This window comes from uncultured Rossellomorea sp. (assembly GCF_947488365.1).
Taxonomy (GTDB): domain Bacteria; phylum Bacillota; class Bacilli; order Bacillales; family Bacillaceae_B; genus Rossellomorea.
Genome location: NZ_CANKZT010000002.1, coordinates 836,017 through 851,009, shown reverse-complemented (window position 1 = coordinate 851,009; position 14,993 = coordinate 836,017). Strand labels below are relative to the sequence as shown.

The window sequence follows — 14,993 nt, the reverse complement described above, 5'->3', positions numbered from 1 at the left end:
ATTTGAAAGCACCGTCCACAAAAGGACGGTGCTCATCTTATATATCTACTTTCTGCAGCCGATATACTTCTCGTTTCTCAACCAGTGTTTCTGTGTTTTGTCGATAACGATTGTAATGCTCAGATTCAATATGAGATGCCAGAGCTTCTTCACTCTCCCATGTTTCATAAAAAACAAAGGTCGCGTTATTTGCTAATGATTGATGAAGCGAATATTCGATGCATCCATCTTCCCGGCGAGAAGGTGTTATCACTTGGATTAATTCTTGATATAGTTGCTCTTCCCTACCAGGCTTTGCAGTCAGGATTGCGGTAATCGTAATTGATGACATTTTAGCCCTCCTGCCAATCATTATTCTACCAACATATTATTGTAAAAGTAATGACCCTATACCTGTTAGCTTAATCTCTTTACAACTTCTTTTGCTACACTCACAGTTGATTGTGGATTTTGACCTGTGATTATGTTTCCGGCCACTTGGATATGATCGGTCCAATTTGCTGTAGCAACAAATTCTGCTCCAAGCTCGCGCAATCGTGTTTCTAAAAGGAAAGGCATAAAGCGATCTAGTGTCGTTTCCTTCTCTTCTTCATCTGTAAAAGCTGTAACTGCTTTCCCTGCTACTAATGGGGTTCCATCTGATAATTTCACTCCGACTAGTCCAGCGGGTCCGTGACATACAGCCGCTACCACTTTATCCCCTTCGTATAATTCTCGAATGATATCTTGAAGTTTTGAATTATCCGGCAGATCAAACATCGTCCCGTGCCCACCTGGTAAGAAAATAGCATCAAATTGAGAATGATCTATGATATCTTCAAGTTTCAACGTGTTTTCCAGATACTTCGCTGTGTCTAATATGTCTTGAGGGGTATCCCCCTCTAAGCTGCGGGCATCAACCGGTGCTTTTCCACCCAGTGGACTTGCTACTGTAACGGAATACCCTAAACGAGCAAATTCAACATATGCTTCACCAAATTCCGATAACCAAAGTCCTGTTTTATGGTCCTCATTCATCTTGTCAGCCGTTGTAACGACCATTAATATATTTTTACTCATTATTTATCCCTCCAAATTTATATTTGTTTACCTTACGAAGTTAATTGTAATGGGGGATGATACATAATACAAATTAGTTAATTTGGTTATTGGTATAAATATATTTATAGCTTTAGTCGAAAAGTTTTTATACTTGTGGGTTCTTACCAGTGACGTTGACTCTACTTCAAATTCAGTCTATATAAAAAAGCCCATCCTTTTAAATAAGGATGGGCTTCTTTGCCTACACATTCAAATCCCGCTTATCATAAAACACAAACGTAGATACTGCCAGCACGCCTATCAAAACAACTGATATTCCTACGAATCCCGATTCCAAACCACCATCCATCACATTCTTCGCTTCAAAGTATTTGAATGGTGTGAGATATTTCAAGCCTTCGAGTTTTCCGCTCAAGTCTATGGCAAAGGAAAGGATGAAGGTGGCTAATAAAACACCTGTTGCTAATGTAGCGGCTTTTCCAGGCATTTTGGTCAAAGCTGCAATCGCTGTTCCGATTACTAAAAATAGTACTTGTAATATAAACATTCCTACCATGGTCATTCCAATATCGCTGATGATGTGCTCTCCATCACTATAGCTTCCTACTATGAATAAAGAAGCTGACCATGTGATGATCAACAGAATCCCGACTTGCGTGAGAGCTGCCAACAATTTAATCACTATGATTTTCTTCCTGGGCAGGGGTTTAACGAACAAAAACTCTACGGTTTTATCCCTTTCTTCCTTTGAGATGATTGTTGCACCAATCATTGCAGCATGAATGGTAGAGAGCAACACTATATACAGAAAGAGCACTCCATAAAATCCACTGGCCGTCGACATATCGAGACTACCTACGCCTAGAAATGCTTGGAGTGATTTAGGCATTTGGGCCATTAGCTCATTCATGGATTGACCTGAAGAAGAGAATCCTGCAAACTTCCCCATCCCCGAACCGATCAACGCTACCATCCCTATGCACCAAATGATGAGGGATGTGCGGTGAGCCTTCATTTCTCTAATATATACGTTCATCTTGTTCCCCTCCCCTTATACCGTATGGATATCTTTTTTGTTGTAAATAACGAAGCTTCCGATCAGTGAAAGGACAATCAAGAAGATCCCTAAGATCAGGAATGACCATTCATATCCCTCTTGGTTCAAAATATAGCTATAGTCAAAGTATTTAAATGGAGAAAAATAACGAGTTGTCTCCTCAGCAGCTGCAACCATACCAATTAGAAAAAAGGCAAACACGACGCCAAGCGATAAGCTGATTACCGATTTCACCTTTGGAAATACTACGGCAATGATGATTCCGATGGCAAACATAATCAATTGGGTGAATAGTAGAGTTAGAGAAATCAGCAAGAATACATACAGACTGAAATTCTCCACTTTTACCACGTTCGCCACAATGACTGCTGCAACCACATACACGATATTTGTAAAAAGCAGCGATGTTAAAGCTGCGAGTATTTTAGAAGCAAGGATCTTCGTCCGGGTAACTGGTTTGGTCAATAGAAAGTCGGCTGTCTTTTCACGAATTTCCTTAGAACTAATTGAGATTCCAAGATTCATGGCTTGAATCGCACCGCATAGTGTGATGTACAAAAAGATATACGAATAATAACCATTTAGAGAACCGATACTGTCGACCTGAATACCTAACGCTTTTCTCACTCCTTCTGGGAATCCTTCCAGGAGTTTCTTAAATTCATCAATTTCTTTAGATATAGAAGGAAACATCGACATAAACAGGATCACTAACACAACGAGTGAAACGGTCCAAATAAACGTTGACTTACGATAAGCCTTCAGTTCATACAGAAAGATATTCATAGAGTATCAAGCCTCCTTTTCGTAATAGTGCATGAAGATTTCTTCTAAATCCGGCTCCTCTATCCATAGATTGGCAATTTGGATAGAGGAAATCTTCTTCATCACCGAGTTGATATCCCCCCTGAACAGGAAGCTGACATGATTTTGATTCACTTCAAGATTGCTCACGCCTTCAAGCTCGAAGTATGATTGATCTACATCACTTTTTAATTCAAGTTTGAATTTTTTATGGTTGTTTTCTTTTAACGTACTGATCTTTTCGACTTGAACGATTTTTCCTTCTTTAATGATCGCTACTCGATCGCATAGTCGCTGAACTTCACTTAATATATGAGAAGAAAATAGAATGGTGACTCCCTTCTTATTTTCAGCTTGAAGCAGTTCGAAGAATTTTTGCTGCATTAATGGATCCAGTCCTGATGTTGGCTCATCGAGGATAATGAGTTTAGGTTCATGAAGCAACCCTTGAATGATTCCCACTTTCTTTTTGTTTCCAAGTGAGAGATCATCAATCTTCTTCGTTAAATCTAAGTTCAGCACTTCGGCCAATTCTTTAATCCTCTTCGTGCAGTCTTTCTTGTAGAAACTGGCAGAATACTTGAGGAGGTCCATCACCTTCATATTGTCGTAATAGAATACTTCAGATGGTAGATATCCAACTTCCTTCGCAATCTCTGGAGCGAACTCAACACAATCTTTTCCAAATATTTTCGCACTGCCGCTCGTCGGATGAATCAGCGAAAGGAGGGTTCGAATCGTCGTAGATTTCCCTGCCCCGTTAGGACCGATAAAGCCAAAGATTTCCCCTTCTTTTACTTGGAAACTGATATCCGTAATCCCTCTCGACTTTCCATACGTTTTCGTTAATTCATTAATTTCAATCACATTCATGAATCTCATCCTCACTTTCCAACTGTCTATTTGTAAAATGATGCCTTCAATAATTCGATGTAGGAATCAACTTCAGCCAGCACTTCTTCTTGTTTAATTTCTTCTACGGATAGTGTCTTAGCTTTTTGCTGTTGTTGATTGGCAATTCCTTCAAACGTCCAATAAATAATTTGAATCGCTTTTTTCACATCGACGCCTTCTTTGAATTTAGTTGTATCTATGTTCGAAAATAATTTTGCAAAGCTGTTCTCCACCATTTTGGCTTTAATCTGTTCGATATCATCTTTTACTTCCGGTGCTTCTTCGATAAATGCACTAGTAAGAAAATTTATCAGATGTGGGTAAACGGCAAAAAGCTCAAACTTTATCAACGTTACTGCGCGAATCGTAACGAAAATATCGCGCTCGTTCCAGTCAATACGCTCATAAATCTTCTCAGTGAATAAGTCAGCTAGATGTTCATACAGTGAAACATACAAATCCTTTTTGCTATTAAAATAATGAAATAAAATTCCCTTTGATATCTTTGCTTCCTTGACGATCTCGTTTGTTGAGGCATTTTGGTAACCATTCTTCGCAAAAACTTGAGTTGCTGCATTAATGATCCTTTCTTCTTTCTCAGGATCTAAGTTCAATGTTTTAAACAATACTTTCTCATCCTCCTATAAAGGGACAGGCGTTTGACCATATTGGTCAATTTCATTATAGCCATTTTTGACCAATTTGGTCAATGTTATTTTTGTATAATAGTAGCATTTTCAAAAAAGGTCATTTGAAGAATTAGAGAAGCTATTCCTTATTAGTCTCCTCAAATAAAAAAAAAGCTCATGATTTAAGAGCTTTTTGTAATCGTTACGTGCTAATTCTTGATGATTCTCAACTATTTGAGAAAACTTACATTAATCTCGTAATAAACATGGTAGCAATCCCAAAATAGATCATAAGAGACAAGATATCGTTGATTGTTGTAATTAAAGGACCGGAAGCTACAGCAGGGTCAACATTAAACTTGTATAGAATCAGTGGAATAATTGTACCTGCCAACGTTCCAATAACTAGTGTGATGAGTAAGGAGCTCCCTACTACTGCACCCAATATGACATTTCCTTGCCAAACAAATGCAATGATGGATATCATCACTGCGCATGTCACTCCAATGATGATGCCAACCGATAGCTCACGGATGATCAGCTTCAGCACTTGCCCGAAATCTAAGTCATTTGAAACCAGGCCCCTTACGACTACAGCAAGTGATTGAGTTCCGGTATTGCCCGTCATACCAGCAATCATGGGCATAAAGAAAGCGAGTGCCACGACTTGCTCTAGTGTTGCGGAAAACATATTTATAATGCTTCCTGAAACGAGTCCAATGAATAATAACAGAATCAACCAGGGTAATCGACGATAGGCAGCTACTAATGGTTTGGTATTGAAGTCAATTGATTTTCCTGAAGCTGATAACTTTTCTATGTCTTCATTTGCTTCTTGAATGACCACATCGATAATATCGTCAACGGTAATGACACCAGCCAATTTCCCATCTTCCTCAATGACCGGGATCGTAATGAAATCATATCGACTAATCATTTTTGCTACTTCTTCCTGGTCAGTATAGACATCTACTTTTACCACTCTGCTGTACATAATCGTTTCAATTTTATCCTGCAGTTCCCCTAGTAACAAATCTTTGTAAGAAATAACGCCGATTAGTTTCTTTTCTTCATCGATCACATACAGGTAGTTAAGGTATTCAGCCAATTCGGCGAAATCCTTCAGTTTATCAACCGCCTCACGGACTGTATAGTCCTTCGGAATCCATACATAGCGGTTGTTCATTATTCTACCAGCCGTTTCTGGGGGGTAATTCATTAAATTCATAACGACTTGAGATTCCTCTTGATTCATCTCTGACAAGAGTTCTTCAATCTTCTCAGGTTCAAGGTCTGTTAATAAAGTAGCCAGATTATCGTTTTCCATTAAGTCCAGGACTTTGGTTGATTTTTCAATTCCCAGCTTTTGTAACACCACTAATTGATTTTCTTTATCGATTTCCTGAATGAATTCAGTTAATTGCTCTAATGTTAAAAATAATAGGAATTTGTTTTGGTGTTTAGAAGGTACATTTGAGTATTGCTGAGCTATGTCATAAGGCTGCAATTCTTCTATTATTTCGAGAAACGCATTTTTTTTACCGTCTTTGAGGCTTTGGATAATGGCAAGTGTGATTTCATTTTCAGTCATCGACAACGTCATATGTTTACTCCTTGCTATAGAGTTTATTGCTGCTCACCTTAACACCTTTTCATGTTTTTGATTTGGATTAACTTACATTGACCTATTGCAATGAACGACTCCTTTGTTTGTATGCTCTTTTCACTACCAAAATTAGAAATAATAATAATGGAATATATACCTGAAATGGCATATGTACATATAACGGAACAACTTTCAGTCCTATTTGTAGATGCTGTGTAAACCCTTCAGCCATAAAAACCGAGCTTGAAAGAAGGGCTGTACTGGTTAGCACTAAAAAGAATTTTTGCTTCTTGATTCGAAACAATCTCTCAAACCCGTACATTCCTGCAAAAAAGAAAAGGGTGATTTTAAAATAGACACCTATAATGAAAATCCCCAGGGCGATAGGATCTAAACGTTGGATTATTTGGGCAATATTCACTTTTTCTATTGCTTCCATAAGGGGGAATTCTGTGTTTTTTCCTATAGTTGGCCCGAGTACACCTAAGATGACACTCATGGTTACGATGAGTACTGTACCACTAAATATTACTGCAAAAAGCCCTGTCTTCAATACCTTTTCCTTTCGATTTAAGAATGGGAAAATCATTGTAAACACGATTATTTCGCCGAAAGGGAATGTTAAAGTTAAGGGAAATGCTGTTTTTAAAACGGGAATCCAGCCTTGCTCAAGTACAGGCTGAAGATGTTCCAATTGCGGGAGGCGATCGATAAATACGAATATAAAAAACAATGAAGCGAGGATCGTTAAGATAATGAAAAATATATTGCCTGTTCTCGCAATAACCTCGATTCCTAAGTAGTAAGCGTATACCACCAAAAGTACCATGAGTAAATTGATCACCATTAATGGTGTTTGACTAAGTGTGGTTGTGATGAGGAGGTCTCCGAAATCCCGCAATACCCTTCCCGCAATGTAGAAAAAATAAAGAATATACATAAAAGCAATAACTTTTCCAGGGTATTTCCCTACTATCTTTTCCACATATTCGGTTAGTGGAAGATTGGGATACTGTTTAAAAAGGTATTCATACAAAAGGAAAAGAATGATTCCCCCTATCATCGCCAATAGAATCACCAACCATGCATCCTGATTTGCATCAAATCCTAGTCCGACGATGATTGAACTTCCCAATTCAAACAAGAAAATCAATACGAATAACTGGGTTGAATTTATTTTGTATGTTGTGATATGACATCCCTCCCTTACACCCACACAGTAAAAAGATTACAACTACTCAATAACTAAACGTTTCTTTCGCCTTGTTCAATGATGTGTATTACTCTTCTCTTAGTTATAACCTATCTTTTCATGTTTTTTTCTTAAGAATGCAACAATCAATAGAAGCAAAGGTAATAATACGCTAAATGTACTGTCATAAAAAGGCCAGTATTTTGAAATCGTATCATTAAAATAGGCTGCATTTGGAGAAATGACGATTGAAAGTACAGTGATAATCATACCCATAGGATAGAGGAGTACCTTGTATTCCTTTATTCTTACAATTTGGGCTAATGCTACGTTCAAAATATAAAAATAGAACGTAATCTTATAATAAGTGGTTAAAATCCACATGACGGCTAATATCACTTCTATCCTTTCCAAAAAATCACCAATCCTGATTATTTTGGCTAAAGCAAATGTAGGATAAAAAGACCTTTGTGTAAGATCGTATCCCAGAATTAGAATCGTAAAAGCAATGATAATGACTAATACAAGCCCCCCACATAAAGAACCTATGAGAAAGCTTTTTCTGATCTTTTTTTGATGATTTACATAGGGTAATACCATTAAAAACACTACTAACTCCATAAAAGGGAAGGCCACCACTGTAAAGGCACCGTTGATGACGGGTTTTATCCCGCCCTCAAGAATAGGCTGCACATTCTTCAAATCAATTAATGGAACAAGTGCTATAACAAATACTACAAATAGGAGCGTAAAGAAAAAGAAAAAAATTTCTCCTGATCTCGCAATCACTTCGATACCCAGTCGTGCCCCCATGACGATAATGACTACAAATAACAGGTTAACCATTAACACAGGTGTATTAGTCATGATATGTGTTGTTGTAAAATCCCCGATTTCTCTTACATGTGCTGCAACAGAAAGGAGCGGGTAAAAAATAAATAGAATCGAAACAACAATTCCAGGCCACTTTCCAAGGATTTTTTCGTTATATTCCACTAATGTTAAATGAGGATATAGTTTCCCTACCGTACCCAATAAATAGACGACAAGTAAACCAATTAGTAATCCGAGAATCGCTGATATCCAGGCGTCTTGTTTAGCTAATGCAGCTGGTATTGCAGGTAATACCAGAATAGAATCTCCAATGGTAATGAGTGTTACAAGTATAGTAAACTGAGGAAGATCTATTTTTTTGTTATCCAAAAGAATTTACACCTCATTTACTATGAATTTAACATCGACGTGAGCAAATCACTGAAAGGTTTATATACAATGCTGAGTACGTCCAAGGGATTTGGGATACTGATATTTAAACATCTTGCTATGCTTAATCCAACTCCTATAACGAGTAGAACAGAAAATACCCATAGCTCTCTTTTAGCTTTATTTTTTAAAAGGGAAGGTACTTCAGCCATAATAATGAGGATAGCTACAATAACAATTCCCAGCGTTGACCACATTATGGTCACTCCTTCATTTCAGGTAAAAATGAGTTTCCTATCTTACCTAAACGGCGAATTTTTATATCAGCTTTCACATTCACTTCAAGGTCTGTGAAGTGTTTTTCATTCCAATCCTTTTTAAGCTTTTTCCATAATTCAGGGTCAGAACGATGAATGATATCCCCGAATCCGAAAATATCCACTCCGAAATCTTCCTGAACCGTTTTGATTGTTCCTTTAGTAAGTTTTATAAAACTTTCCTCTGCTAGCTTCTCTAACTCATAAATAGTTTTAGGTTTTGTTAAATCAATGGCACATTTCACTTCCCCTATATTTCCTTCTGCCTCGATCGAAACATCAATCTTGGGTATTCCATTTTCTACATCTCCTTTCACTTTCGTTTTTGACTGTATAACTTCGAAATTCAATTCCCCTTCACTCGGACACTGGACATTAGCCACCGTGTTTTTTACGTTATCCATTATGATGTTATACCCTCTGCTCTGTTCCTCGTTTAACCATCCCAACATTCGATCTCTCTTGAATACCGCTATTCCGGAATATTTTAAATAGGCTGCAGGATTAATTTGTTCAATGTTCTGAACATTATCTCCAATAGAAGGATCACCAATAATTTCAATACCTGTCAGTATAGGACTCTTTCCTTCTGTCACCAAGCTCCGGATAAGTTCATGTAAGGTAACGGAAGTTGTTGGTGCCCATGTCTTCTCTGAAGTTTCCAGAGAAGACAGCATATTATTTGAGGGTATTTTCTCAATTGTAGTTAACATAGATAATATATTCTCAGCAGTCGTGTCCTTGGCAATGACGATATAGAAATCCGTCCGATATTCATGGTCCCTTGCATAAAAATCCAACACTTTCCCTATTCCTTCTTTGGCCAGTTCTTCCCCGATGACAAGGATTCGGAGATGAGAATGATAAATCTTTCTCGGACTGACGGTCGTTATTTCCCGCATTGCTTCAAATACGGTTTCTTCTGTCCCTGTAAAGAGGGTTACGGGTATTCCAGAAGTCGCACCTGCTTTTAAAGCAACTTCACTTGGAATAACAATTTGTGTAGATACTTTGTATTTATCATCCTCTTTATCGATTCCTTGTCCTACACTTATGGCCAGTTCATTTAACTCAACCCGGTTCCAACAACCTGTAGTAAAAAGAATCAAAAGACAAATGCAAAGGAGAGTTATTGTTTTCCCAATCATCTAACAACCTCCATCTATCATTTATTGATTATCTGGCGGGGTTGGAGCCGGACTATCTTCGCGATTCACATTTTGCTGATTCATTAAATGTGGACGTGAAACCAATCCCCAGTGAGGGAATCTGAATAGGGAATCCTTTTGATCTTCAACATTGAACGGCCCAAAAGGACTCATATAAGGAACGCCGAACGAACGTAAACTGCATAAATGGAGTATCATTGCTATAAATGCAGCGGTAATCCCGAAAATACCAAATGACGCAGCCAGCCCCATAAATATAAAACGAATCATCCTGATGGAGATACCCATATTGTTAGATGGTACAACGAAACTCGCGATTGCTGTAATAGATACTACAATGACCATTGCAGCGGATACGATTCCCGCTTCTACCGCTGCTGTTCCAATGACCAATGTGCCAACAATCGAGACGGCTTGCCCGATGGCTCTCGGCATTCTTATACCGCCTTCCCGTAATATTTCAAACGTCACTTCCATCATTAGTGCTTCCACAAAAGCAGGAAATGGAACACCTTCACGCTGAGATGCGAGACTAATAAGGAGTGGGGTGGGTATCATTTCATGATGATACGTAGTAACAGCAATAAAAATTGAAGGAGCTAATAAAGCAATAAAAAAGCTAATTAAACGAAGAAAACGTATGAGGGTACTAAAATCCCACCTTTGATAATAGTCTTCAGCAGCTTGGAAAAACTGTGTGAATAATGAAGGCACCACTAAAACAAAGGGAGTACCATTTACCAAGATGGCTACACGTCCTTCTAATAGGCAAGCGGCAACTACGTCTGGGCGTTCTGTGTTATATATTGTAGGGAATGGAGAGAATGTCTTATCTTCAATCAATTCTTCAATATAGCCGCTTTCTAAAATCCCATCGATCTCTATTCGATCAAGACGTTCTCTTACCTCTTCCAGCACTTTGTCATTGACGATCCCTTTAATGTACATAACAGATACCTGCGTTTTTGTGACTTTACCAATCCTTTTAGACTCTACCCAAAGATTATAATCATTGATTTTTCGTCTTATCAAAGCTGTATTCGTCCGTAAAGACTCCGTGAACGCTTCCCTCGGACCTCTAACAACAGTTTCCTGAGTGGCTTCTGATACCTCCCTGTCCTTTCCTCCACTTAAATCAATCGTGACTCCTCTCTTAAATCCATTCATTAATACGATGACGTGCCCAGAAAAGAGTGAAGAATATAATGTCTCAAAGTCATTTAAATCTTGAATATTTCCAACAGCAACAACAGAATCTCTCAAACGATCCACCAAATCCATCTCAGAATGATCATTTATTTCATAATCAAAATCGATCATAAGAGATTCTAAGATAAAATCATTGATTGATTTTGTGTCAACAATTCCATCTGTATAAATGATTCCTGCATCCATACATCTTTCTTTTCCTATTTTAATTTTCCTTATGACTACATCATCACTATTTCCAATTGCTTTTGAGATGGAATGTAGATTTTCTTCTAGGTTTGCATGTAATTGATTCACTTTTGAGGAATCCTCGTTTATTGTGGAGGTCGAATCTATCTTTTCTTCCTTATTAGTTTTTGAACTGCGTCGCATGAATTACACCTGACTTTATGTACAAATTTTCAACATGTTTCGGCAAGAAAAATCTTACATCATTTCTCTTAATAAATCACAAGCACTTTGAAAAAAACAACCATATCTTCATCGCATGAAACTTTCTATTCTTTCCCATTTATCATGCTTATTTATTTCTAATTTATTCGTATGCTCGTACCCTCATTGTAAAATTCAGCATGAGTATAAATATAAAAGGTGGGGCTTCATTATAGAAGCCCCACCTTTATCATCCAACGTTTTAAACTGATAATATTCCTCTAAGCTCATCTTCCGTGATGGAAGAAACGATTTTTTCATCAGGATCGATCACCTCTTGAATGAGGTGTCTCTTTTTTTCTTGCAGTTCATTCATTTTTTCTTCAATGGTGCCGCGGGCGATGAGCTTGATGACTTGCACCTCATTTTTTTGACCCATGCGGTGGGCTCTATCGGCTGCTTGCTCTTCGACAGCAGGATTCCACCATGTATCATAGAGGATGACGGTATCGGCACTTGTTAAGTTAAGTCCCGTACCTCCCGCTTTCAACGAAATAAGGAACAGGTCGCGCTCGCCTTCATTAAATCTGTTGCACATGCCTACCCGCTCTTCAGAAGGAGTTGATCCATTAAGGTAAAAGAAGGTCTGTCCCTTCTCCGAAAGCTCTCTACCGATGAACTCAAGCATTTTAGTAAACTGTGAAAAAATCAATACCCTTCTGCCTGAAAGCCTTGATTCTTCCAAAATCTCCATGAGCTGAATAAATTTAGCCGATGTTCCCTCGTAGCCCTCGACAAATAAACCTGGATGACAGCATATTTGTCGAAGCCGCGTAATACCAGCCAGAATTTTGATTCTGTTTTTCCTCAAAGTATTTTTATCCAAATGCTTAAGTGTATCGTGACGTAGCTTGGCTAAATAAGCAGCGTACAATTCCTTTTGAGGAGGCAGCAGTTCCGCCGATTCCATGATCTCCTGTTTTTCCGGAAGTTCTGACAAGACATCTTCCTTCATCCTGCGCAGGACAAACGGGCGTGTTCTTTTGGCGATATCTTTTTTTGTAAGATGACTATAATCCTTAAGTCCTCGAAATAATCCCGGAAATACTACGTGAAAGATTGACCACAACTCTTCGAGTGAATTCTCAACAGGGGTGCCGGTTAATGCAAAACGGTGATTGGCTATAATCTTCTTTACACTTCTTGCAGTTTGCGTTATTGGATTTTTGAACGCCTGAGCCTCATCATAAAACACCGTGTGAAATTTCTGTTGCTCGTACCACTTGATGTCACTTCGAAGTAACGGATAGGAAGTGATGATCACATCGACATCCTTTAACCCTTTCTGCTTCTTCCTTCGTTCTGATTGATTTCCATCCAGAATCACTGCTTGTATTTCAGGAGCAAACTTCATAAATTCACTTTGCCAGTTATACGTGAGGGACGAAGGACAAACAATCAGAACCGGAAGTTTCAGCGTCCTAATCTCTTCTAACTCCGAAACGATATAAGAAATGCTTTGAATGGTTTTCCCTAACCCCATATCGTCGGCTAATATCCCCCCCAAACCATAAAAGGCCAGCGTTTTCATCCATAGATAGCCGGTTTTTTGATAATCCCTCAAAAGTGTGTTCAAGTTTGGTGGAACGGAAAACTCCATACTGCCGGGGTTCATGATATGTTGTAGGAACTCTTTATATGATTCCCCTAATTTGAACGTGTGGCTCACATCAACTGAATCCATTAGTTGAAGACTTTGATGCAATGGCAGCTCAAGTCCCTTGATTAAATCATTTTTTTCCGCTTGTGACGTATGAAGAAATCGCTGGATGTCTTGAAACTCATTGGATTCCAGTGACAGAAGAGACCCGTTTCTCATCCGGTAATATTTACGTTTTTCTTCTAATGCCTCAAGGATCTCCATGATCTGTCGGTCAGGAATCCCATCCATTTCAAACTTGAATTCCAGCCAGTTCATTCGTTCTTTCTTCACCTTGACCTGGATTTTCGGACCTTTATTTCCTTTAAAGACACGGTTTCTCACTGCTGTAGTTGCATAGATTTGGACAAGCTTCTGAACCTTCGCCACACCATAGGTTAAAAACTCATATTCTAAATCTTCATTGTGTAAAAAGTAACCGCCTTCTGTTTTTCCAAAAGAGAACTCTTCCATTAATTCAAGGATGGCATCTTCTTTTTCAACATCCCTGATTAACACAGAACTTGAAGGGGGTTCCCTATTTTCCAACGGGTAAATCACTACATTTTCGTAATGAAATTCAAGTCCGGCGAGCAAGCGATTCTTCACCCGGTCAAGATACAGCTTTGCAACAAGCGGTGCACTTTCCAACTTTCTGGAAATGTCGTCCGAGATTGTTACCTCTCCCAATTTCTTTAATCCAATCGCTACTTTCTCTAGAAAGACGCCTATTTGGGTTTGAGGAATGGGAATCGAGTCTGTTCCTGATTCGGTGAGAAGTCGCTTTAATTCGGATAGACGCTTGCAATCCCTGGTGTCCAGTTGGGTCAATGTTCCTTTATGAAGAACGACTTGATATTCATCCAGGACGACCATATTGTTTAACCCGGTTATGTGTAATCGATAGCTTCCATTCTCAATTTGACCAAATTGGAACTTTAATGGAAGCGGGGTCTTCAATAGTTTGATCCCCTCAACTGTGTCCTGGCTTTGCTCTACTTTGACCCCTGGCGCCTTTATAAGTAATGGTAAAAGCCGCTCCCATGATGATGGTGGTATAAGTAATTGTTCACTATTGTTCATTTCAGACGAAGAGTATATTGTTTCTTCCTGGGACACTTTTATAAGCTGTTGAATCACATCATCGGTTTCGATTGCAAAGCAATGAAGTTGTTGATTGAAAATAAATGATTCTGAAAGATGAAAGGGAACTCCTTCTTTAATGCTCTGAAGAAACCCTCTAACCTGTTGAACCATGATAGAGTGTATCGTTAATTCAATCCCGATCATAGCTCCACCTGTTATTAAGGGTACAGGCTTAATCATTATTTCACATTGCAAAACTTGTCTTTTTTCAAAATGCCTCTGGTGACCAGTGGATCGTATGGGTTCATCGTGAAACAAGGTGAAAAATTCTTCTGTTACTGCCCGTTCTTGGCTATTTCCATTACGTTGCTTATATTGAATGGCGAGTAGGACAGCTGCGATATGTTGACAATCTTTATCGAAAGATGCCAGTTTGGGGCAGCTGCACTTTGCTTGGATTTCTCCATTAGCTCTCCCTGTAACGGTTACGTGGAAATCTTCCTCTCCCATAACGGTCGCTCCACAATAATTTGAACTGAACTCGACTATCTTGACTTTATTAGAACGGTAATAGCCCACTCCCCTTTTGAAAGAAACGGTACCGCATCGTTCTTTTATGAGTTTTTGTTGTATGACCTTCAATTGTCTGGTTCCTTCCTGGAAATGTTTATATGTATGTTCCATGATTGGATTTCTTCAATATTCTTATGATAAC

General features: G+C 38.6%; 13 protein-coding genes. All 13 read right to left on the bottom strand.

Going from position 1 to position 14,993, the window contains the following annotated elements:
• Positions 1–37 precede the first annotated feature (37 nt).
• Complete coding sequence (locus tag Q1B03_RS11125; RefSeq protein WP_299741242.1) at positions 38–331, bottom strand: putative quinol monooxygenase; 294 nt, start codon at positions 329–331, stop codon at positions 38–40.
• A gap of 65 nt (positions 332–396) precedes the next feature.
• Positions 397–1,059 (bottom strand): type 1 glutamine amidotransferase domain-containing protein, encoded by a 663-nt coding sequence (locus tag Q1B03_RS11120; protein WP_299741241.1) that lies wholly within the window; start codon positions 1,057–1,059, stop codon positions 397–399.
• A gap of 223 nt (positions 1,060–1,282) precedes the next feature.
• Positions 1,283–2,077, bottom strand: coding sequence for an ABC transporter permease subunit (locus tag Q1B03_RS11115; RefSeq protein ID WP_299741240.1), 795 nt, complete (start codon positions 2,075–2,077; stop codon positions 1,283–1,285).
• A gap of 15 nt (positions 2,078–2,092) precedes the next feature.
• A complete protein-coding gene (locus Q1B03_RS11110; RefSeq protein ID WP_299741239.1) occupies positions 2,093–2,884 on the bottom strand; it encodes an ABC transporter permease subunit in 792 nt (263 codons plus the stop codon).
• Positions 2,885–2,890: 6 nt separating this feature from the next.
• A complete protein-coding gene (locus Q1B03_RS11105; RefSeq protein WP_299741238.1) occupies positions 2,891–3,775 on the bottom strand; it encodes an ABC transporter ATP-binding protein in 885 nt (294 codons plus the stop codon).
• A 26-nt stretch (positions 3,776–3,801) separates the two neighbouring features.
• On the bottom strand, positions 3,802–4,422 hold the full coding sequence (locus Q1B03_RS11100) for a TetR/AcrR family transcriptional regulator (RefSeq protein WP_299741237.1): 621 nt from the start codon (positions 4,420–4,422) through the stop codon (positions 3,802–3,804).
• A 247-nt stretch (positions 4,423–4,669) separates the two neighbouring features.
• On the bottom strand, positions 4,670–6,028 hold the full coding sequence (mgtE, locus tag Q1B03_RS11095) for a magnesium transporter (protein WP_299741236.1): 1,359 nt from the start codon (positions 6,026–6,028) through the stop codon (positions 4,670–4,672).
• A gap of 82 nt (positions 6,029–6,110) precedes the next feature.
• Positions 6,111–7,247, bottom strand: a complete 1,137-nt coding sequence (locus Q1B03_RS11090) for an endospore germination permease (RefSeq protein WP_299741235.1) — start codon at positions 7,245–7,247, stop codon at positions 6,111–6,113.
• Between the two features lie 75 nt (positions 7,248–7,322).
• Positions 7,323–8,426, bottom strand: coding sequence for an endospore germination permease (locus Q1B03_RS11085; RefSeq protein ID WP_299741234.1), 1,104 nt, complete (start codon positions 8,424–8,426; stop codon positions 7,323–7,325).
• Between the two features lie 20 nt (positions 8,427–8,446).
• Positions 8,447–8,683 (bottom strand): hypothetical protein, encoded by a 237-nt coding sequence (locus Q1B03_RS11080; RefSeq protein WP_299741233.1) that lies wholly within the window; start codon positions 8,681–8,683, stop codon positions 8,447–8,449.
• A 5-nt stretch (positions 8,684–8,688) separates the two neighbouring features.
• Positions 8,689–9,891, bottom strand: a complete 1,203-nt coding sequence (locus Q1B03_RS11075; protein ID WP_299741232.1) for a Ger(x)C family spore germination protein — start codon at positions 9,889–9,891, stop codon at positions 8,689–8,691.
• 21 nt (positions 9,892–9,912) lie between these two features.
• On the bottom strand, positions 9,913–11,418 hold the full coding sequence (locus Q1B03_RS11070) for a spore germination protein (protein WP_341357922.1): 1,506 nt from the start codon (positions 11,416–11,418) through the stop codon (positions 9,913–9,915).
• 337 nt (positions 11,419–11,755) lie between these two features.
• Entirely contained in the window at positions 11,756–14,962 is a 3,207-nt protein-coding gene (locus Q1B03_RS11065) for a DEAD/DEAH box helicase (RefSeq protein ID WP_299741230.1), read from the bottom strand.
• Positions 14,963–14,993: the final 31 nt, after the last annotated feature.